Origin of the sequence: Methylobacterium oryzae, from assembly GCF_036441375.1 — a bacterium.
In the GTDB taxonomy this organism is placed as follows: Bacteria; Pseudomonadota; Alphaproteobacteria; order Rhizobiales; family Beijerinckiaceae; genus Methylobacterium; species Methylobacterium oryzae_A.
Window position 1 is genome coordinate 1 of record NZ_MLCA01000003.1, and the last position, 17,855, is coordinate 17,855.

Consider the following 17,855-nt stretch of genomic DNA (forward strand, 5'->3'; position numbering starts at 1 on the left):
GGCGGGACTCGGGTAACAGGGCCGCCGGCGCGTCCCGGCGCCGGCCCGGACTTGCCCACGATGATCACGGTCCATCACCTCGAGAACAGCCGCTCGCAGCGCGTGCCGTCCGGCAGGCGCGTGAGGGCGCCGACTCCGTGCAGGCGCTTGCGGATCCGGTCGCTCGACAGGATCCGCGCCCCCGGTGCCGGCCCGATCCAGGGCGCGGCCGCCGCGGCGGCGCTCGACTTGCCCGACCCGCTGAAGCCGCCCACCGCCAGCAGGGCCGCGGGGGCGTCCGCGAGCAGGCCCCGCGCGAGGTCGAGATAGGCCCGCGCCTCCGCCACCTTGACGTGCGCGTCGTCGGCGCCCTCCGCCTGGGCCGCCGTGACGTGGGCGCGGATCACGGCGCGCGTCGCCATGAAGAACGGCAGCAGGCCGATCCCGTCCGCCTCGTCCGCGGCGTCGAGGTAGCGGTTCATCAGCAGGTTGGCGAGGTCGGCGCGTTCGCGGTGCCAGAGATCCATCAGCACGAAGGCGAGGTCGTAGAGCACATCGATGGTCGCGATGGTCTCGCTGAACTCGATCCCGTCGAACGGCGTCGGCTTGCCCTCGAACAGGCAGATGTTGCGCAGGGTCAGATCGCCGTGGCAGCGGCGGACCTTGCCCGCGGCGCGGCGGGCCTCGAGCAGCGGGCCGTTCCGCGCCAGGACGGCCCGGAACCGCGCCGCGAGGGCCCCCGCGGCGTCCGCCGGGACGAGGCCGGTCGCCCGGAGCGCGGCGTCGTTCATGTCGACCAGGGCCGCCATGGCGGCGATCCCGCCGCGCTCGCGGTCGATCGCCGCCTCGGCATGGAACGACGCCAGCGCCTGCGCGAGAACCGCGATGTGGTTCGCTTCGAGACGCCCGTCCCGGGCCATCGCGTCGAACAGGTCGGCTTCCGGGAAGCGGCGCATCTCCACGACGGCGTCCACGAGGTCCCCGGCCCCGTCGAAGGCCAGGGCGCCATCCGGTTCGCGCGTGATCCGGCGGACGCCGCGGTAGAGCGTCGGCGCGGTCCGGCTGTTGAGCGCGATCTCGGCCGCGCAGGCGGCAAGGCGCTGTTCCGGGGTGGAAAAATCGAGATAGGGAAAGCGCACGGCGCGCTTCAGCTTGAGCACGCGGTCCCCCGCCAGGAAGAGGCGGGAGATGTGGGTGGTGACGGTCTCCGCCGCGCCCGCCGCAGCCAGCGCTTGCTTCAGGAACGTCACGACCGGCTTCTGGTCTTCGTACGGCATCGGCGCGGCTCGCTGCTGGGTCATGCCAATCCGGATCGATGCCGCGGTCCCGGCAGGATGGGACCCGGTCCGCGCGCGACGCGGCCGCCGAGCGCGAAGGGTTTCACCAGCTCGGCCAGGACCAGATAGGTCACCGTGATCGCCAGGATCGCCAGGAGGACGGGCCCTGTCGGCGGCGTGAGGCCGAGCCAGGGTCCCGCAGGCGTGAACGGCAGCGCGACGGCGACCGCGAGGGCGGCGAGCGAAGAGATCGCGAGCGCGGCGCCGGGCCAGTCGCGCCAGGGCCGCCCGCCGGTGCGGATGACGAAGATCACGAGGATCTGCGTCGCCATCGATTCCAGGAACCAGGCCGTGCGGAATATCTCCGGCGTCGCGCCGAAGACGACCAGCAGGAGCGCGAAGGTCAGCAGGTCGAACAGGGACGACAGGGGGCCCATCACGGAGGCGAAACGCACGAGGCGCCCCATGTCCCAGACCTGCGGCTCGGCGGTGGCCTGCGGCCGCACCCCGTCGAAGGGGATGCCGACCTCGGAGAGGTCGTAGAGCAGATTGTTCAGCAGGATCTGGGTCGGCAACATCGGCAGGAACGGCAGGGCCACCGAGGCCGCGGCCATGGACAGCATGTTGCCGAAGTTCGAGCTCGCGCCCATGCGGACGTATTTCAGGATGTTGGCGAAGGTCCGGCGCCCTTCCGCCACGCCGTCGGCCACGACCTCCAGGTCGGGCGCGAGCAGGATCATGTCGGCCGCCGCCTGGGCGACGCCGGTGGCGCCCTCCACCGACAGGCCGATATCGGCCTGCCGCAGGGCCGGCGCATCGTTGATCCCGTCTCCCAGGAAACCCACCACGGCGCCGTCGGCCTTGAGCGCGCGCACCACCCGCACCTTCTGGTCGGGGGTTAGGCGCCCGAACGCGTCGACCGCGCGCACGCGCACGGCGAGAGCCTCGTCGCTGAGCACGGCGACCTCGGCCCCGGACAGCGTGGTCTCGCCCGCGAGGCCGACGAGTCCGGCGAGGCGGTGCACCACGACCGGATCGTCCCCGGACAGGATCTTCACGCGCACGCCCGCCGCCGCGAGGCGGGCGACGGCCGCCGCGGCGGTCGCCTTGGGCGGGTCCGCGAAGGCGCAGAAGCCTTCCAGGACCAGATCCGCCTCGTCCGTATCGGCCGCGCCGGTCGAGCCGCTGCGCGAGGCCACCGCGATGCTGCGCAGGCCGTCCCGGGCGAGCGCCCGGACGCGGTCGAGCGCCTCCGCGCGCTCCGCCTCCGTCATCGGCCAGTGGGCGTCGCCCGCGCGTCGACGCGTGCAGAGCGCCAGCACCGCCTCCGGCGCGCCCTTCACGATCAGGACCGCGCCCTCCGGCCCCTCCGCCCGGACTGAGCCGGAGCGCCGGGCGAAGTCGAAGGCGCGGCGGCCCGTGAGCCGCCACCCGGCGGCGGCGTTCGGAGCGGCACGGACGAGGGCGGCGTCGAGGGAGCCGCGGTCGCCGCCGAGATCGGCCGCGACCGCGGCGAGTTGGGACGCCCGCAGATCGTCGCGACCGACCCCGTCGAGGCTGCGGCTCAGGGCGATCTCCGCGGCGGTCAGGGTCCCGGTCTTGTCGGTGCACAGGATCGTCATCGCGCCGAGGTCGTGGATGGCCGCGAGGCGCTTCACGATCACCTTCCGCTTGGCCATGCGCAGGGCGCCGCGGGACAGGGTCACGGTGGTGATCATCGGCAGAAGTTCGGGGGTGAGCCCGACTGCCAGCGCCACGGAGAAGAGCAGGGAGTCGAGAACGGGGCGGCCGAAGGCGACGCGGAGGGCCAGGACCGCGACGACGAGGGCGATCGTCATCCGGGCGACGACCAGACCGAACGCGCGCAGGTCCCTCTGGAACGGCGACGCCTCCGGTTCCTCCCCCAGGGCCGCGGCGGCCGCGCCGAACACCGTGTCCCGGCCGGTGGCCGCGACCAGCGCGACCGCTTCCCCGGTCTGCGCCACCGCGCCGCGGAACAGTGCGTTGGAAGCCTCCGCGGGGCTCGCGGCGGCGCCGCCGCCGGGCCGCTTCTCGACCGGATAGGGCTCGCCGGTCAGCGCGGCTTCCGCGGCCGTGAAGGCGTCGCTCGCGACGACGAGGGCGTCGGCCGGCACGATGTCGCCGGCCCGGACGCGGATGAGGTCGCCCGGCACCACGTCCTCCACCGGAATCGTCGTATAGACGCCGTCGCGGCGCACGTCCGCCCTGAGGGCGACCGAGCGGCGCAGGGCCTCCGCGGCCCTGAGCGCGTGTCCCTCCTGAACGGTGTCGAGTCCGGTCGACAGCGCGAGAATGGCCGCGATGATCGCGCCGTCGACCCAGTCTCCGGACGCGGCGGAGACCAGTGCGGCCACCAGGAGGATCAACGAGAGCGGCTCGAGGATCCGCCGCAGGATCGCACCGAAATGGGTCACGGCGGCGGCGGGCGCGTCGACATTGGCGCCGTATCGGGCCAAGCGGCGTCGGGCCTCCTCGGTCGAGAGGCCGCCGGTCGCGCAGCCGAGCGTCGCCGCCAGCGACTCCGGAGTCGCTGTCCAGAAAGTCGGGACCGGGTCTGGGACGTGGTGATTGTCGGCGCGCGCCGGGCGGAGCGGCCATCGAAGGCGCTGCACCCATGACAGCGACCGGGTTACCTCGGACGGTGCGACGATCATCCGGACCTCGATCCTGGGCCCGCTCCGCTGCCTCCGCAGGCGCGAGGCGGGCGGCACCGTTGCCATCGCAACTGTGTTGCAGGGGCCCTCGCGATACCTTGAGCTAGATCAACCGAGGGGCGCCGCCGAGGCCGCGCCCGGCCGGTCGATCGAGCGGGACGTCGGCGCTGCGCGCATCGGGCTTCGCCCGCCCGGCGAGCGGCCGCGTCACCGCCGATGCGCCCGCCCGCAGGAGTGTCGCCTTCGAGGACCTCGTCCGCTCGCTCCCTCGGGGCTCCGGGCCGGACTTGAGATGGATCAAGGTTCCGCACCCGCGGCAGACGCACGGTGGGCAGACTTCATCGTTCCCGTCGCAGGACCTTCCGATGACTTATGCCAGCCTCATGGTCGCGGTTGACGACGGCCTCCACGCCGCGTTGCGGGTGCGGCTCGCCGCGGACCTCGCGCATCGCCTCGGAGCGCGGCTCCTCGGCGTTGCCGCTTACCAGCCGGACTATCCCCGGGGTTACGGCGAGACGGCCGTGCCCATGGGCATGGTCATCGAGGAGATCCGCCAGGCCGCCCTTACCAAACTCGCGAGCTGCGAGCAGGTATTCCGCGATGCCGGGTCTCTGAGCGACCGAATCGAGTGGCGGTCGGAACTCGACCATCCCGTGCGATTCCTGGCGCAGCAGGCGCGAGCCGCAGACCTCGTCGTCGTCGGCCGCTACGCCAGGAACGAGGGCGTCTCTCTCGGTGCGGCGGTCGATCTCGGCGACGCGCTGATGCGGCTGGGCCGTCCGGTGCTGATCGCCCCGCCCGGCATCGAACGGGTGGAGGCGAAGCGGGTCGTCATCGGGTGGAAGAACACGCCGCAGACGCGCCGGGCGGTGTCGGACGCGATGCCGCTGCTCAGGCGTGCCGAGACGGTCCAGGTGCTGCGGGTCGGCGAGGAAGACGACGCGGCCGAGATCGCGGACGTCGCCCGGTATCTCGCACTCCACGATGTGAAGGCGACGCCGCGCCGGATCGCGCCCTCCGGCTGGACGGCTGCCGAGGAACTCCAGAGGGCGGCGGTCGAGGCCGATGCGGACCTGATCGTGACCGGCGCCTACGGCTACAGCCGCGTGCGGGAATGGTTCTTCGGCGGGGTTACCCGCGATCTCCTGGCGGAAGCATCGGCCTGCTGCTTGATGAGCCATTGATGGGGACACCTGCGGCCGATCCAGGCAACCCCGGCGATCGCGACCGCGGCTTTCCCCCTGCCCTCTCCCGCGCGGACGCCGGAGCCTGGGCAGACCCCGCTCGCGGAACCCTCAGGTATGCCCGCGACCGAGCCGGACGGCGCGCCGCCGGCGAACGAGCCGCTCGGCATTCCTTGCGGGATGCCGCGCCCGAGATCGTGCCCTGATCGGCGGCGGAACCGCATTTCGGCTGCTCCGCGCCGCATCGCGAGGTCGTAGCAGCGCGCCGCGTCGCCTTCCGCGTGGCCCTGGACGAGTCCTGTGCGTGGCCGCGCCGAGGTCACGGCCGAGCGCGCCGTGACGTCCTGTCCAAGAGCCTGACCGGAGGACCCGGTGCGGGCCGCCCGGCGCCGAGAGAGCAACATCGCGGCTCACGCGGTTCGGGGCGTTCGAACGGTGCAGCTGACGGCGTTCGCGACGCGACCGAGCCGCTCACACCGCCCTCTTCCTCCGCGATCGTGACTTCCGGCGCTTCCGCGCGGTCAGGGAAGGGGCAGCCAAGGGCGCCACGGTCGTGCGGTGCTCGCCCGTTGCCGGGGATGAACGCCGCGACGCCACAGCCGCGTGCAGGCCGCGATCCTCCGTTTCCGTAATCTTAGGTTCATCCTACCTGCCGTTTCTTGTGAGATGTACCGACTGCATAGAAGACTCCGCGAACACCTTACATCAAGGAGCTATCCAGAGCGCGGCGCGACGTGAGGGAGCGGTATACCGGTGCTGAGAGCTCGTTCGCCGCTCGCGTTCGCCGTCGGACCAGCCGCGGTGCTCGTCGCATCGTTTGTCGTACTGGCTCTGCTGATCGCAGCGAGCGCGACAATCTTCATCGTCGACATGCACCAGCAAGCTGTGCGGGACGTCGAGCGCGGCTTGATCGGGCTGTCGACAGTCCTCGCTGATCAGGCTGATCGGTCGCTGCAGGCCATCGAGATGGTCCAGGAAGCCGTCATTCGGGATATGGCGGAGGCGAAGGTCGCGACTCCCGCAGACTACGCCGCGGCCGCGAGCCGGCACGAACTGCACGTGGCGCTCAGAACCCGCATCGCCGCCCTGCCACAGGTCAACGCGATCACGATCATCGATCACACCGGCAAGCTTCTGAACTTCAGCCGCTTCTGGCCGATTCCCGAAGTCAACATCGCGGATCGCGACTACTTCGAGGTGCTCGCCGCCGATCCTCAGCGGCAGCGCTTCGTCAGTCAACCCGTGCGAAACCGCGGTGACGGCGTATGGACGATCTACGTGGCACGCAAGGTCTCGGCCCCTGATGGGACGTTCCTCGGCCTCGTGCTCGGCGCTGTCGAACTCGGCTATTTCGAACGCCTTTATCGGGAGATCACGCCGACCGACGACACCGTGGTCTCGATGTTCCGCGATGACGGCATGCTGCTCGTTCGCTGGCCCCAGCGAGAGGACGCGATCGGCAGGATCCTGCCGACAACGGGGGCCGCGCTGATCGCCTCCAGAAGCCCGAAGGGCGGCGTGCTGCGCAACGTCAGCCCGATCGACGGCCAAGCGCGCGTCATCGCGACGAGGGCTCTCGCTCGCTATCCCCTCATCCTCAGCATCAGCCGCACCGAGCAGGAGAGCCTCGCCCTTTTCCGCCGGCAGGCGCTCGCCGTCGCTGCCGCGGCGATGCTTCTCGTGGTCTGCATCGCGGCCCTGTTCCTGCTTTTTCTTCGGCAGGCGCGGGCCGAGCGGCGCATTCTGAGCGCCGAGGAACGTGTTCGCAGTGAGCGCGATCTCCGCGCCCACTACGAGCGCTTCGGCGTCGCGCTCGACAACATGGTTCACGGGCTGTGTCTGTTCGACGCGAGCGAGCAGCTCGTCGTCATGAACGAGCGCTTTGCCGGGCTCTACGCCATCCCCGATCGCCTCCGGCAGCCCGGAACGACAGCCGGGGAGCTGCGCGGATGTGTGCTGCAACAACGGGGAGCCGCGGCCGGGGACTGGGACATCGTCATGACCCCTCCACCGCTGAACGGCCCCCTGGAATCCACGGGCGTCGTTCGCCTGGCCGACGACCGCGACATCGGCATCCTCCGTGTGCTCCTCCCCGACGGCGGTTGGATCTGCACGCACGAGGATGTCACGGAGCGCCGCCGGAGCGAGGAGCGCCTGCGCTTCCTCGCCCGGCACGACGTTCTGACCAAGCTTCCCAACCGCCTCCAGTTCGAGGAGGTCGTCGAACGTGAGTTAGCGATCGGCGCCCGGACGGGTGCGGAAGTCGCCCTCCTCTGTCTCGACCTGGACGGCTTCAAGCAGGTCAACGATCTGTTCGGGCACCCCACCGGAGATCGCCTGCTGATCGAGGTTGCCGAGCGCCTGCGCGGGTTGCTCGGTGAACGCTGCCTTGCCGCGCGCCTCGGCGGCGACGAGTTCGCCGTGCTGGCGACGGGTCTCGGGGGCTTCAAGACGCCTGCCATGGCCGCACAGGCCATCATCGACGCGCTGTCCGCGCCCTACACGGGCGACAAGCGGCGGATCGATATCAGCTGCAGCGTCGGGATCGCGTCGTTTCCGCGCGACGGCGACACCTACGAGAAGCTCCTCTCCGGCTCCGATATGGCGCTCGTGCGCGCCAAGAAGGAGGGCAAAGGGATCTACCGCTTCTTCGAGTCGATCATGGATGCGGCGGCGCGCGAACGGCACCAATTGGCGCTGGACCTGCGCGCGGCCATCGGCACCGCGCAGTTCGAACTGCACTACCAGCCCCAGTTCGAGGTCGCTTCGGGCCGTGCGAGCGGCTTCGAGGCGCTCCTGCGCTGGACACATCCTGCCCACGGGCCGATCTCGCCGGCGCAGTTCATACCGCTCGCAGAGGAGACAGGATTGATCCTCCCGCTCGGCGAGTGGGTGTTGCGCGAGGCCTGCCGCGAGGCAGCGGCCTGGGCCCTGCCGCTCGGCATCGCGGTCAACCTCTCGATCGCGCAGCTCGAACAACCCGATCTGTGCGGCACGGTCCGTTCGGTGCTCGAGGAGACGGGACTGACGCCCGATCGCCTCGAACTCGAGGTGACAGAGAGCCTGTTCCTGAAAGGATCGGCCCGGTCACAAGAGATGTTGCGCGACCTGAAGGCGCTCGGCGTGCGCATCTCGATGGATGATTTCGGGACGGGTTACTCGTCACTGGCAACTTTGCAGGCGTTCCCCTTCGACAAGATCAAGATCGATCGGTCGTTCGTTGGGCAGATCGGTGTCACGAGCAAAGGTGGCGCGATCGTCCGCGCGATCATCAGCCTGGGCGAGAGCCTGGACATTCCGGTGATCGCCGAGGGCATCGAGACGGAGGAGCAGCTCGCGTTTCTGCGGCAGCACCGCTGCGCGGAGATCCAGGGCTACTTGTGCGGCAAACCTCAGCCGATTGCCGCCTATCGCGGGCTCGTCGTTCACGTGAAAGACCTTCGCGTGGCCTAGCCGGGCCGTGCATCCGTCTGCGTGCAGCAGCAGTATCGCGCGCCGACGGTAGAGAAGCGCTTGTACGCGGCACCCGGACTCGCTGATCGTGAAAGCGCCTCGGGCGCAGCTTTATCTGCGACTGCTTCAGGGCGACCCTGACGGCCGCACGTGCGGCCCGGTTCGGCTCGGAGTGCTTTCACGAGCGCGTTGATCCAGCGCAAAGCCCGCTGATCGACCTGGGTGCAGAGAGGCCGCACCAAAAGCCGAGATCGACGTCGACGATGATTGCGGCGGCCGTAGAATCGACCGAGACACGATTGCCGGCTGTCGCGGGTCGGGGGCCGCGACTGCGGGTGTGGCTGGCGGTCCTGCCGCTGACTGGTCTCTGTGCCGGCCTGTCGGCACAGGCGCTCGGGCATCCTGAGGCCGCCGCCTGGGCGTGGACGCTCGCGACCCTGCTGGTGCTCGCCATCCTGGCGTCCCAGATCGTGACCAGCTTGGCACGGGGAGATGTCGGGCTCGACCTCGTCGCGCTCCTCTCGATGAGCGGTGCTCTTGCCCTGTCGCAGCCGCTCGCCGGCGCCGTCATCGCTTTGATGTATGCCGGCGGCCAGTCGCTGGAAGCCTACGCCGCCGGCCGCGCCGGCCGCACCATGACGTCGCTGATCGCGCGCCAGCCGCGCACCGCCCTGCGGGAGGAAGGCGGCGCCCTGCGAGACGTGCCCCTCGCGCAGCTGGTCCCGGGTGACCGCATCCTGGTCCGCGTCGGCGACGTCGTGCCCGTCGACGGGCGGGTCGCCTCGGGCCGTGCCGTCCTCGATCGCTCCAGCCTGACCGGCGAGGCGCTGCCCGCCATCCTCGGTGTCAACGAACCCGTGCTGAGCGGCACGGTGAATGTCGGCACGCCGTTCGCCTTGATCGCGGATCGGCGCGCGGCCGAGAGCACCTATGCCGGCATCGTCCGGCTCGTCGCGGCGGCGCAGGCCCGGAAGGCGCCGATGGCGCGCTTGGCGGACCGCTACGGGCTCGCCTTCCTCGGACTGACGCTGCTCCTCGCCGGCGGCGCTTGGCTCGCCACCGGCGACCCCGTGCGGGCGCTCGCCGTGCTGGTCGTCGCCACGCCGTGCCCGCTGATCCTGGCGGTGCCCGTCGCCCTGGTCTCCGGCCTCTCGCGCGCGGCTCAGATCGGCGTCCTCATCAAGGGCGGAGGCGCGCTGGAGACGCTGGCCAAGATCCGCGTCCTGGTCGTCGACAAGACCGGCACCTTGACCCACGGCAGCGCCCGGCTCGTGTCCACGCGGATTCTCGGCGCCCTCGGCGAGGAGGAGGTCCTGCGGCTCGCGGCGTCCCTGGACCAAGCCTCGGGTCATCCGGTGGCGCGCGCCCTCGTCGAGGAAGCGCGCCGGCGCGGACTGACGCTCGCGCAGCCGCAGGACGTCACGGAGATGCCCGGGGAAGGCGTGACCGGCCGAGTGGACGAACGGCACGTCGTCGTCGGAGGAGCGGGTCTCATGCGGAGGCAGGGGCTCTGCTTCGAGCCGGCGGGCGGGGCAGGAGGCCTCGCGGCAGCCGCAGCGACGGTCCTTGTCGCCGTCGACGGTGCGCCGGCTGCCATCCTGGACTTCGCCGATCCGCTCCGAACGGATGGCGGCAGCACCCTTGTGAGGCTGCGTGCGTGCGGGATCGCGCGAGTGGTGCTCGCGACCGGTGACCGGCGCGACGTCGCGCAGGCGCTCGGCGCGGGGCTCCCCATCGATTCCGTCGCCGCCGACCTCGACCCGGCGGCCAAGACCGAGATTGTCGCGGCCGAGCAGCGGTTCGGGCCGGTGATGATGGTCGGCGATGGGGTCAACGACGCGCCCGCCCTGGCGGCGGCCGATCTCGGTGTGGCCCTCGGTGCCCGCGGCGCGGCGGCGGCGGCCGAGGCCGCCGACGTCGTCCTGCTGGTCGACAGCCTAGCGCCGTTACCCGCCGCGATCCGGATCGCCAGGCGCGCTCGCGCGATCGCGCTACAGAGCGTGTGGGCCGGCCTCGGGCTCTCGCTCGGCGGCATGGTCGCGGCGGCGCTGGGCCTGCTCTCGCCCATTCAGGGAGCGCTGCTCCAGGAGTTCATCGACGTTGCCGTCATCCTCAACGCCATGCGCGTGCTCGTCGGCCAACCGGACGGCGGCGAGACCCCGCTGACCGATCCGGTTCCATCCTGACGCCGCGCGCGGCGGAGCTTGCGATGGATCAAGGTCCTCGGGGCTGCCGAAGCACAGGCTCGCTCCGTCGGCACGACGGGCGACGGAGGTGGACATGGACTACGCGAACATCCTCGTTTCCGCCGATCTCGGCGAGCGGGCGCCGGACCGGATACGCGTCGCCGCGGGCCTCGCCCGGCGGTTCGGGGCCGCGCTCACGGGCGCGGCCGCCCACACGGTACCCGCACCCATCTTGGTGCGGGACGTCTGCGACGCCATCGAACAGGAAGATCGCAACAAGGCACAGATTCACGCCATCCTGGAACAGGCTCGCACCAGCTTCGAGCGCGCGGCCGGTGACGGCGTTCGTACCGACTGGTGCTCGGAATTCGGCGACGCGACCACGCATCTGGTCCAGCAGGCGCGGGCGGCGGACCTCGTCGTCGTGAGCCGTCGCGGACCGGGCGACGAGGATCCCGGGCCGCTGGGTGTCGAACCCGGACCCATCCTGATGGACGGTGGCAGACCGATTCTGGTCGTACCGCCCGGGACCGCCAGTCTGAAGGGGGCGCGAATCGTCGTCGCCTGGAAGGACAGCCCCGAGGCGCGGCGGGCAGTGTCGGCCGCGCTGCCCTTCATACGCGCTGCGGATCAGGTGTTCGTGGCGACCGCGGGTTCGGGCGTCCGGGATGGGAGCGCGGAAGACGTGGCCCGTCACCTCGGACGGCATGGCGCCAAGGTCACCGCGCACCGGCTGCAGAGTTCGGACGACGACGGGTCGGAGATCCTGCGCTTCGCCCTGCTGCAGGACGCGGACCTGATCGTCATGGGGGCCTACGGGCGCTCCCGTCTGCGGGAGTGGATGTTCGGCGGCGTCACGCGCGACATCCTCGATCGCTCGCCGATCTGCAGCCTGATGTGTCACTGATGTTCCGCAGCCGCCTCCTCCGAACGGTCGCCGCGCTCCCCATGCTCGCCCTGCCGGCCGCGGCGCACGAGGCCGCGGCGGCGCGCGGCGCGGCGATCGCGCCGCGGTCTGCAGCCGATGCCACGCGGTCCGCGCGACGGGCACGAGCCCGATGCGACGGGCGCCACCGTTCCGCGGGCTCGCCGAACGCTTTCCCGTCGACGACCTCGCGGACGTGCTGAACGAAGGCGTCGACCGGCGCCATCCGGCCATGCCCGACTTCCGGCTCGACCCCGATGACGCCGACGACCTCGCCGCTTATCTCAAGACCCTGAAGCCTTGAGGCCGGATTCGCAGGTGAACGCGCGGTCGCTGTTTCGATGAACCGGATCGGAGGATTGTGGCATGGAAGGGTCGCTTCTCTACGTCAGCCGTAGTTTGGCGAGTCCTTCCGACGTCCGGCTCATCGTCGAGACCTCGCGGACCAGGAACGCCCGACTCCAAGTCACGGGAGCGCTGGTCGCATCGCGAAGCCGGTTCGCGCAGATCCTGGAGGGACCGCGCGCCGGCGTGGATGCGCTGATGGACAGTATTCGCCGGGACGTGCGCCATACGGGCGTCGAGGTTCTACTCTACGATGACATCGAGCGTCGGCGCTTCGCGGACTGGACGCTGGCCTATTCCGGCGCCTCCGTGTACGTCGACGGCCTGATCAGCGCGCTGACCGAACGCGCGCAGGCTCAGCCGCATCCTTCCGACCTGCGCCGCCTGGTTCGCGGCATCGAGGAGCTCGCACGAGCCGGACTTTGACGGGCCGGTCTCGTGGGCCGTTGAGGCTTCGGCAGAGCCCCGTCACTCGACGAAGCCCCAGCCGACCTCCAAGGCGGCGAGCTCTTCCTCGTTGAGCGGGCCGAGCCGCTCCACCCGGTTCGGAGCCCGCACCTGAGCCGGCACCTCCTCGGCTTCCGGTTCTGCCGGTGCGGATCGGCTCGGCGGGCGGGCGCGGAGGCGGGCCGCCACGGGTTCGTCGCCTCCGCCTTTGCGTAGGGATCTCCGCTTGAGCATCGTGGACCCCCGGCTTCAGCGGGCGAGAAAGAGCGGTGCCGGGCTGCCCCTCAGGAAGGACCGCGTGACGCCACCGAAGAAGTATTCGCGGGTGGGCGAATGCCGGTAGGCGCCCATCACGATCATGTCGGCCCGGTACAAACCGGCTTGCGCGCGAAGCGTGTCGGCCACGCTGTCGCCCTTCGGCAGGTCGTTGACGCTGACGGTGACTCCGTGGCGCGCGAGGTGCGGCGCGAACTCCGCGCCCGGGACGGCCCCGTGAATCTCCGCCTCGGTGCCGACCGAGACGATCTCCACCGCGTCGGCCGCGCGCAGGAACGGCAGGGCGTCGTTGGCGGCGCGCGCGGCCTGGGCGCTGCCATCCCAGGCCACCATGATCCGCCGTGCGGCGAACACGTCGTGTCCGGGCGGCACGGCGATGACCGGCCGACCGCTCTGGAACAGCGCCATCTCGATCATCTCGCGGTCCAGGTCGTAGGTCCGCGGCCCGACATCCAGGACTGTCAGATCGTAGAGGCGCGCCCGCCCGGCCAGCCGGTTCACGATCTCCGGATAGGGCAGGCTCGGCACCTCCGTCGTGCAGACCACCCCGGCCTGGACCGCGTCCCCGGCCGAGCGCTCCGCGATGGAGCGGGCCAGGGCGTCGAGGCGGCGGTCCATGACCGACACCCCTTCGTCGTCGAAGTCGCCGACCCACGCGTCGTCGCCCGAGAGGCGCCAGGAGGCCGACTGGACCGTCAGGTGGGCGCCGGCAGCCTTGGCCAAGGTCAGGCCATAGCCGATGGCCGACGAGGTTTCTTCGCGCTCGCCCTCGACGGCGGTTCCGACGAGGACGTCGCGGATGCCCGCGATCTGCGATGGGGAGGATCTGGACATCGAGCATCTCCGATTTGCGCCGCCCGCATGGTTCCTCCCGTCGCGGCCGGCCGGCCTTGATCCAGCTCAAGGGCCGTATTCAGAACGTGATGATCTCGCGCATCGGTCGCAGAACTCCCCGAGAACCGCAGGCGTAGCTGCCGAATGCCTTTTGCAGGTTGCGAAAGCGCTGTAGTTTCACAAGCGCCTGACGCTCGGGGTTTGGGACGCGGCCCCGAGCGACGTGCGGCATCGCGGCTCGCTGGACCTTCCAGAGACGACCGATGACGAAGCCCGTCGACATGCCCGACGCAGACCGAAATCGTATCGCCACCGCGGTGAAGGACGAGCTTTGGCAGACGCTCGACGACGTGGGCATCGGGATCTGGTCGCTGGATATCCCGACCGGTCTGGCCACCGTCTCGCCGACCTGCGCGCGGCTGTTCGGCGTTCCGCTCGAGCAGCTGACCACCTTCGCGGCTTCCCAGGCGCTGCTGCATCCGGACGATCGCTCGGCCCGTGCCGAGGCGATCCACCGCGCCTTGCGCGACGGCGGGAGCTACGAGGTCGACTACCGCGTTGTCCGGCCGGACGGGCACGTCTGCTGGTTGCGCTCCCGCGGACGGGTGAGCCTTGCCGGGGACGGACAGCCGGCGCGGCACCGCGGGGTCGTCCTGAGCATCGACGCCCAGAAGCGGGCCGAGCAGGACCTCCGCGCCCGCGAGGCGCACCTGCGCTCGATCCTCGACACGGTGCCCGAGGCCATGATCGTCATCGACGAGGCAGGCCTCATCCAGTCGTTCAGCGCTGCGGCCGAGCGCCTGTTCGGCTACGCGGCCGGCGAAGCTGTCGGACAGAACGTCCGCATCCTGATGCCCGAACCGATGCGGGGCGAGCACGACGGCTACCTCGAAAACTATCGGCGCACGCGAGAGCGGCACATCATCGGCACCAGCAGGGTCGTGACCGGTCGCAGGCAGGACGGATCGACCTTCCCGATGGAACTCGCCATCGGCGAGATGCGCTCGGGCGAGCAGGTCTACTTCACCGGCTTCATCAACGACCTGACCGAGCGTCATCACACCGAGGCGCGCCTTCACGAACTCCAGTCCGAGCTGGTCCACATGTCGCGCCTCAACGAGATGGGCGAGATGGCGTCGACCCTCGCGCACGAGCTGAACCAGCCGCTCGGGGCCATCAGCAACTACGCCAAGGGCTGCAAGCGACTCCTGGCGCGCCCCGATCCCGAGAACATCAGCAAGGCCCTGGAGGTGTTCGACAAGGCCGCCGAGCAGGCGTTGCGCGCGGGACAGATCATCCGGCGCCTGCGCGAGTTCGTGGCCCGGGGCGAGGCGGAGAAGCGGGCCGAACCCGTCGCGCGGCTGATCGAGGAGGCGAGCGCGCTGGCCCTGGTCGGGGCGCGCGAGCAGGGCATCGTGGCGCGTGTCACCGTGGACTCGCGGGTCGGCTCGGTCCTGGCCGATCGGGTGCAGGTGCAGCAGGTGCTGGTGAACCTGATGCGTAACGCCCGCGAGGCCATGCAGCACAGCGACCGTCGCGAACTCACCGTCGCGGCCAGGCCTGTCGGGCCGGACGCCGTCGAGATCGCCGTATCCGACACAGGTCCGGGCATCGCGGACACCATCGCCGACAGGTTGTTCCAGCCGTTCGTGACGACCAAGAGAAGCGGCATGGGCGTCGGGCTCTCGATCTGCCGGACCATCGTCGAGGCGCATGGCGGCCGCCTGAACGTCGAACGCAACAGCGCGGGCGGAGCGACCTTCCGGCTGACGCTCCAGGCGACGCGCGAGGAGGACTGGCTCGATGGCAACTGACCTCGTGCACGTCGTGGACGACGATCCCGCCATGCGGGACTCCGTCGCCTTCCTGCTCGGGACTGAAGGCTTCGCGGTGCAGCTCTACGAGGCCGGATCGGACCTGCTGAACCGGCTGGCCAAGCCGGCCACGGGCTGCGTCCTGACCGACATTCGCATGCCCGGCATCGACGGGCTGGAGCTGCTCCGCCGCCTCCGGGGTGCCGGGTACAGGCTGCCCGTCGTCATGATGACGGGACACGGCGACGTGCCGCTCGCGGTCGAGGCCATGAAGCTCGGCGCCTGCGACTTCATCGAGAAGCCGTTCGACGACGAGACCCTGTTCCAGGCGCTCCGCTCAGCCCTGGAGCGCGGCGGCCCGGCCGCCGCGGAGGACCCGGGGCTTCAGGACTTCGTCCGGCGCGTGGAGACCCTGAGCGCGCGTGAGCGGCAGGTGCTGGACCAGTTGGTCGCCGGCAGCACCAGCAAGGAGATCGGACGCGCGCTCGAGATCAGCCCCCGCACCGTCGAGATCTACCGGGCCAAGCTGATGGCCAAGACGGAGGCGGAGAACCTGCAGGAACTGGTGCGCTGGGCAGTCCTGGCCGGCCTCGCCTGACGCGGCCCTGAGACAGGTCGAGGTCGGCAGCCCGGATCTGTCCCGGAACTCGCGGCCCTGAGCCCCTGAACGCCGCGGCATCGGCGGAACGCCCCGCGCTTCGCTTCGTCGAACCTCATCTCCGTCGTGGACCATCCGACGGCCGCGCTCCGCGCATGGACGTTGCCAGGTCTCGGCCCCGCATCTGTGGGCCTCACGCCGCGGGCCGCGCCAGGGACGGCTTCGCCTCGCGAAGCTTCGACCGGGCGACCCGAAGCGCCGCGGCCAAGTCATCGCGGTCGGTGCCGTACCGGTTCCAGAGATCCGCCAACCAGTCCGGACGTTCGGCCTCGGCGTCGGGGATCTCGGCGAACGGCACGTGATACATGCCGTCGAGCGCCTCGATGCCGTAGCCGGTGACGGCCCATTGCCGCCCCTGCCAGTGAACGGGGTCGGTGAGATCATGGCCCATGGGTGCCTCCTCATGCCGTGAGCCCGGTCAGTTCCTCGACCAGGCAGGTGTCGGCGCGCAGGCGCCAGTCGACGATGCCGGCCGCCTCACAGAAATCCGCCTTGGCCGCGCAGGCCGCGGAGACATCGGACTCGGCAGGAACGACGACGTGGTGCTGCAGGACGCAGTGGTCGTGGCCGCTATCGTCCGGCACAACCTTGTGAAAGGTCACGAGGTACTGGCGCATTCTGCGCCTCCGGCTTCGTGATACCGCGCAACCTGGCGCCGACGGAGACCGGCGGCCTTGATCCAGCGCAAGGATGAGGCCGCATTCAGGTCTTCGAGGTCGGCGGGAAGAGACGCTCGCGGCCCGGCTCGGCGTCGATGCCGGCCGCCCGTTCGGTCCGGCGCGCGTTCGCAGCCCCGTGCAGCGGCCAGTATCGCTCCATGGCGAGATAGGTGAACGAAGCCGACCACCCGATCAGAAGCAGGCCGTTGAGCGCCTCGATACCCGCCAGCAGCCGGGTATGCGAGGTCGGAAAGTGGTCACCGAACCCGAGGGAGGTATAGGCCACCACGGAGAAGTACAGGCAGTCCTCGAAGGTCTCGACCGGAACGCCCGCGAAGGCGCCCACGCCGAGCCTGAGCACGAGCAGCCAGTAGGCACCGGCGTAGATCCAGACCGCGACGGTGTGCCCGACGAAGCTCATGAGAACCACGGCCAGGATGCGGATCCGCGGCGGAACCGGCAGCTCGGACAGGTGCTCCGAGGTCAATCGCAGCGTCTCGTAGAGCACCAGGATCGTGGACATGACGAGGATGACGCTGGCCATCATGGCGAGGAGCATGGCGTTGGACCGGGCAGGTGACCCCGTTGAATCTGCCCGAGGCGGAGCGGGTCTCATTGACCAAGCTCAAGAAGCTCCGACGCCGTCCGGTGATCCAGATCAAAGCGGCCATCCACCGGACGGCCCTTTCTTGCCGCAGGGCCCTGTGACGGACGCCCCAACGCGGGAGGCGAGGATGGCCGACGTGCATGTAGCCGAGAAGCTCTGGTCGACGGGCATGCTGCCCGAGGGGATCCTGGAGCGATGGTTCGTGGCGGACGGAGCGCGCGTGCGGGCCGGCGAGGCCGTTGCCGCCGTGCGCATCGGCGAGGCGCTGCACGACATTCTCACGCCGGCCGATGGCCGCCTGACGGTCCTCGCGTCCGTCAACGACGTTGTCGACCCTGGCTGCATCATCGCCGAGGTCCATGCCTGACACCTCGCCGCGGCAGCGGTTCCGCACCAGTCCTGGCGCCCCCCCGGCGCGGGCACAGCAGTCCGTCGAAGGGCAGCGCGTTTGGGTGGGATGGACTGTCGCCGAGCAACTCTGCCGGCAGCGCGCGTGGCCCGTGCCCGGCTTTCTCCAGCCCGGATCGCGGCTGCCA

The 17,855-nt window shown here is 70.5% G+C and carries 15 protein-coding genes and 1 pseudogene; 9 read left to right on the forward strand and 7 right to left on the reverse strand.

The features are described from left to right. Positions 1 to 74 precede the first annotated feature (74 nt). Positions 75 to 1,256: an aminoglycoside phosphotransferase gene (locus tag MOTC310_RS09480; protein WP_331301593.1), complete on the reverse strand. Its 1,182-nt coding sequence runs from the start codon at positions 1,254 to 1,256 to the stop codon at positions 75 to 77. Between the two features lie 20 nt (positions 1,257 to 1,276). After that, on the reverse strand, positions 1,277 to 3,931 hold the full coding sequence (mgtA, locus tag MOTC310_RS09485; RefSeq protein ID WP_419539882.1) for a magnesium-translocating P-type ATPase: 2,655 nt from the start codon (positions 3,929 to 3,931) through the stop codon (positions 1,277 to 1,279). A 365-nt stretch (positions 3,932 to 4,296) separates the two neighbouring features. Between mgtA and MOTC310_RS09490 the strand changes: the two genes are divergently transcribed. From MOTC310_RS09490 to MOTC310_RS09515, 6 genes and pseudogenes are all read left to right on the forward strand, one after another. Then, the gene (locus tag MOTC310_RS09490) at positions 4,297 to 5,115 is read left to right on the forward strand and encodes a universal stress protein (protein WP_331301594.1); all 819 of its coding nucleotides are present in this window, start codon (positions 4,297 to 4,299) and stop codon (positions 5,113 to 5,115) included. A gap of 753 nt (positions 5,116 to 5,868) precedes the next feature. After that, positions 5,869 to 8,568, forward strand: a complete 2,700-nt coding sequence (locus MOTC310_RS09495) for a bifunctional diguanylate cyclase/phosphodiesterase (RefSeq protein ID WP_331301595.1) — start codon at positions 5,869 to 5,871, stop codon at positions 8,566 to 8,568. Positions 8,569 to 8,831: 263 nt separating this feature from the next. Next, complete coding sequence (locus tag MOTC310_RS09500; protein ID WP_331301596.1) at positions 8,832 to 10,754, forward strand: heavy metal translocating P-type ATPase; 1,923 nt, start codon at positions 8,832 to 8,834, stop codon at positions 10,752 to 10,754. A gap of 94 nt (positions 10,755 to 10,848) precedes the next feature. Continuing rightward, positions 10,849 to 11,661: a universal stress protein gene (locus MOTC310_RS09505; RefSeq protein ID WP_331301597.1), complete on the forward strand. Its 813-nt coding sequence runs from the start codon at positions 10,849 to 10,851 to the stop codon at positions 11,659 to 11,661. Further along, positions 11,661 to 11,983 (forward strand): annotated as a pseudogene (locus MOTC310_RS09510) (c-type cytochrome). Before MOTC310_RS09505 ends, MOTC310_RS09510 begins: the two are co-directional and overlap by 1 nt. Positions 11,984 to 12,045: 62 nt before the next feature. Next, on the forward strand, positions 12,046 to 12,450 hold the full coding sequence (locus tag MOTC310_RS09515) for a BLUF domain-containing protein (RefSeq protein WP_331301598.1): 405 nt from the start codon (positions 12,046 to 12,048) through the stop codon (positions 12,448 to 12,450). A 42-nt stretch (positions 12,451 to 12,492) separates the two neighbouring features. Here MOTC310_RS09515 and MOTC310_RS09520 read toward each other — a convergent pair whose 3' ends face one another. Then, positions 12,493 to 12,660: a hypothetical protein gene (locus tag MOTC310_RS09520; protein ID WP_331301599.1), complete on the reverse strand. Its 168-nt coding sequence runs from the start codon at positions 12,658 to 12,660 to the stop codon at positions 12,493 to 12,495. A gap of 60 nt (positions 12,661 to 12,720) precedes the next feature. Beyond that, complete coding sequence (locus tag MOTC310_RS09525) at positions 12,721 to 13,581, reverse strand: universal stress protein (RefSeq protein ID WP_331291940.1); 861 nt, start codon at positions 13,579 to 13,581, stop codon at positions 12,721 to 12,723. Positions 13,582 to 13,844: 263 nt separating this feature from the next. Here MOTC310_RS09525 and MOTC310_RS09530 point away from each other — a divergent pair, with 263 nt between their 5' ends. Both MOTC310_RS09530 and fixJ read left to right on the forward strand, forming a co-directional pair. Further along, positions 13,845 to 15,395: a PAS domain S-box protein gene (locus tag MOTC310_RS09530; RefSeq protein ID WP_331301600.1), complete on the forward strand. Its 1,551-nt coding sequence runs from the start codon at positions 13,845 to 13,847 to the stop codon at positions 15,393 to 15,395. After that, a complete protein-coding gene (gene fixJ, locus MOTC310_RS09535; protein ID WP_331301601.1) occupies positions 15,385 to 15,993 on the forward strand; it encodes a response regulator FixJ in 609 nt (202 codons plus the stop codon). Before MOTC310_RS09530 ends, fixJ begins: the two co-directional genes overlap by 11 nt. A gap of 193 nt (positions 15,994 to 16,186) precedes the next feature. Here the strand turns inward: fixJ and MOTC310_RS09540 are convergent, their stop codons facing one another. From MOTC310_RS09540 to MOTC310_RS09550, 3 genes are all read right to left on the reverse strand, one after another. Next, positions 16,187 to 16,444, reverse strand: coding sequence for a hypothetical protein (locus tag MOTC310_RS09540; protein WP_331291937.1), 258 nt, complete (start codon positions 16,442 to 16,444; stop codon positions 16,187 to 16,189). 10 nt (positions 16,445 to 16,454) lie between these two features. Beyond that, positions 16,455 to 16,670: a hypothetical protein gene (locus MOTC310_RS09545; RefSeq protein WP_331291936.1), complete on the reverse strand. Its 216-nt coding sequence runs from the start codon at positions 16,668 to 16,670 to the stop codon at positions 16,455 to 16,457. 85 nt (positions 16,671 to 16,755) lie between these two features. Further along, entirely contained in the window at positions 16,756 to 17,271 is a 516-nt protein-coding gene (locus MOTC310_RS09550) for a potassium channel family protein (RefSeq protein ID WP_331301602.1), read from the reverse strand. Positions 17,272 to 17,446: 175 nt separating this feature from the next. Here MOTC310_RS09550 and MOTC310_RS09555 point away from each other — a divergent pair, with 175 nt between their 5' ends. After that, positions 17,447 to 17,686 (forward strand): biotin/lipoyl-containing protein, encoded by a 240-nt coding sequence (locus MOTC310_RS09555; protein ID WP_331291933.1) that lies wholly within the window; start codon positions 17,447 to 17,449, stop codon positions 17,684 to 17,686. Positions 17,687 to 17,855 lie beyond the last annotated feature (169 nt).

What these genes read in the sequence shown, in the direction of transcription:
- fixJ (WP_331301601.1), top strand. Translation starts at nt 15,385, where the DNA reads ATGGCAACTGACCTCGTGCACGTCGTGGACGACGATCCCGCCATGCGG.
- MOTC310_RS09505 (WP_331301597.1), top strand. Translation starts at nt 10,849, where the DNA reads ATGGACTACGCGAACATCCTCGTTTCCGCCGATCTCGGCGAGCGGGCG.
- MOTC310_RS09525 (WP_331291940.1), bottom strand. Translation starts at nt 13,581, where the DNA reads ATGTCCAGATCCTCCCCATCGCAGATCGCGGGCATCCGCGACGTCCTC.
- MOTC310_RS09480 (WP_331301593.1), bottom strand. Translation starts at nt 1,256, where the DNA reads ATGCCGTACGAAGACCAGAAGCCGGTCGTGACGTTCCTGAAGCAAGCG.
- MOTC310_RS09550 (WP_331301602.1), bottom strand. Translation starts at nt 17,271, where the DNA reads ATGCTCCTCGCCATGATGGCCAGCGTCATCCTCGTCATGTCCACGATC.
- MOTC310_RS09500 (WP_331301596.1), top strand. Translation starts at nt 8,832, where the DNA reads ATGATTGCGGCGGCCGTAGAATCGACCGAGACACGATTGCCGGCTGTC.
- MOTC310_RS09530 (WP_331301600.1), top strand. Translation starts at nt 13,845, where the DNA reads ATGACGAAGCCCGTCGACATGCCCGACGCAGACCGAAATCGTATCGCC.
- MOTC310_RS09540 (WP_331291937.1), bottom strand. Translation starts at nt 16,444, where the DNA reads ATGGGCCATGATCTCACCGACCCCGTTCACTGGCAGGGGCGGCAATGG.
- mgtA (WP_419539882.1), bottom strand. Translation starts at nt 3,931, where the DNA reads ATGATCGTCGCACCGTCCGAGGTAACCCGGTCGCTGTCATGGGTGCAG.
- MOTC310_RS09545 (WP_331291936.1), bottom strand. Translation starts at nt 16,670, where the DNA reads ATGCGCCAGTACCTCGTGACCTTTCACAAGGTTGTGCCGGACGATAGC.
- MOTC310_RS09515 (WP_331301598.1), top strand. Translation starts at nt 12,046, where the DNA reads ATGGAAGGGTCGCTTCTCTACGTCAGCCGTAGTTTGGCGAGTCCTTCC.
- MOTC310_RS09490 (WP_331301594.1), top strand. Translation starts at nt 4,297, where the DNA reads ATGACTTATGCCAGCCTCATGGTCGCGGTTGACGACGGCCTCCACGCC.
- MOTC310_RS09555 (WP_331291933.1), top strand. Translation starts at nt 17,447, where the DNA reads ATGGCCGACGTGCATGTAGCCGAGAAGCTCTGGTCGACGGGCATGCTG.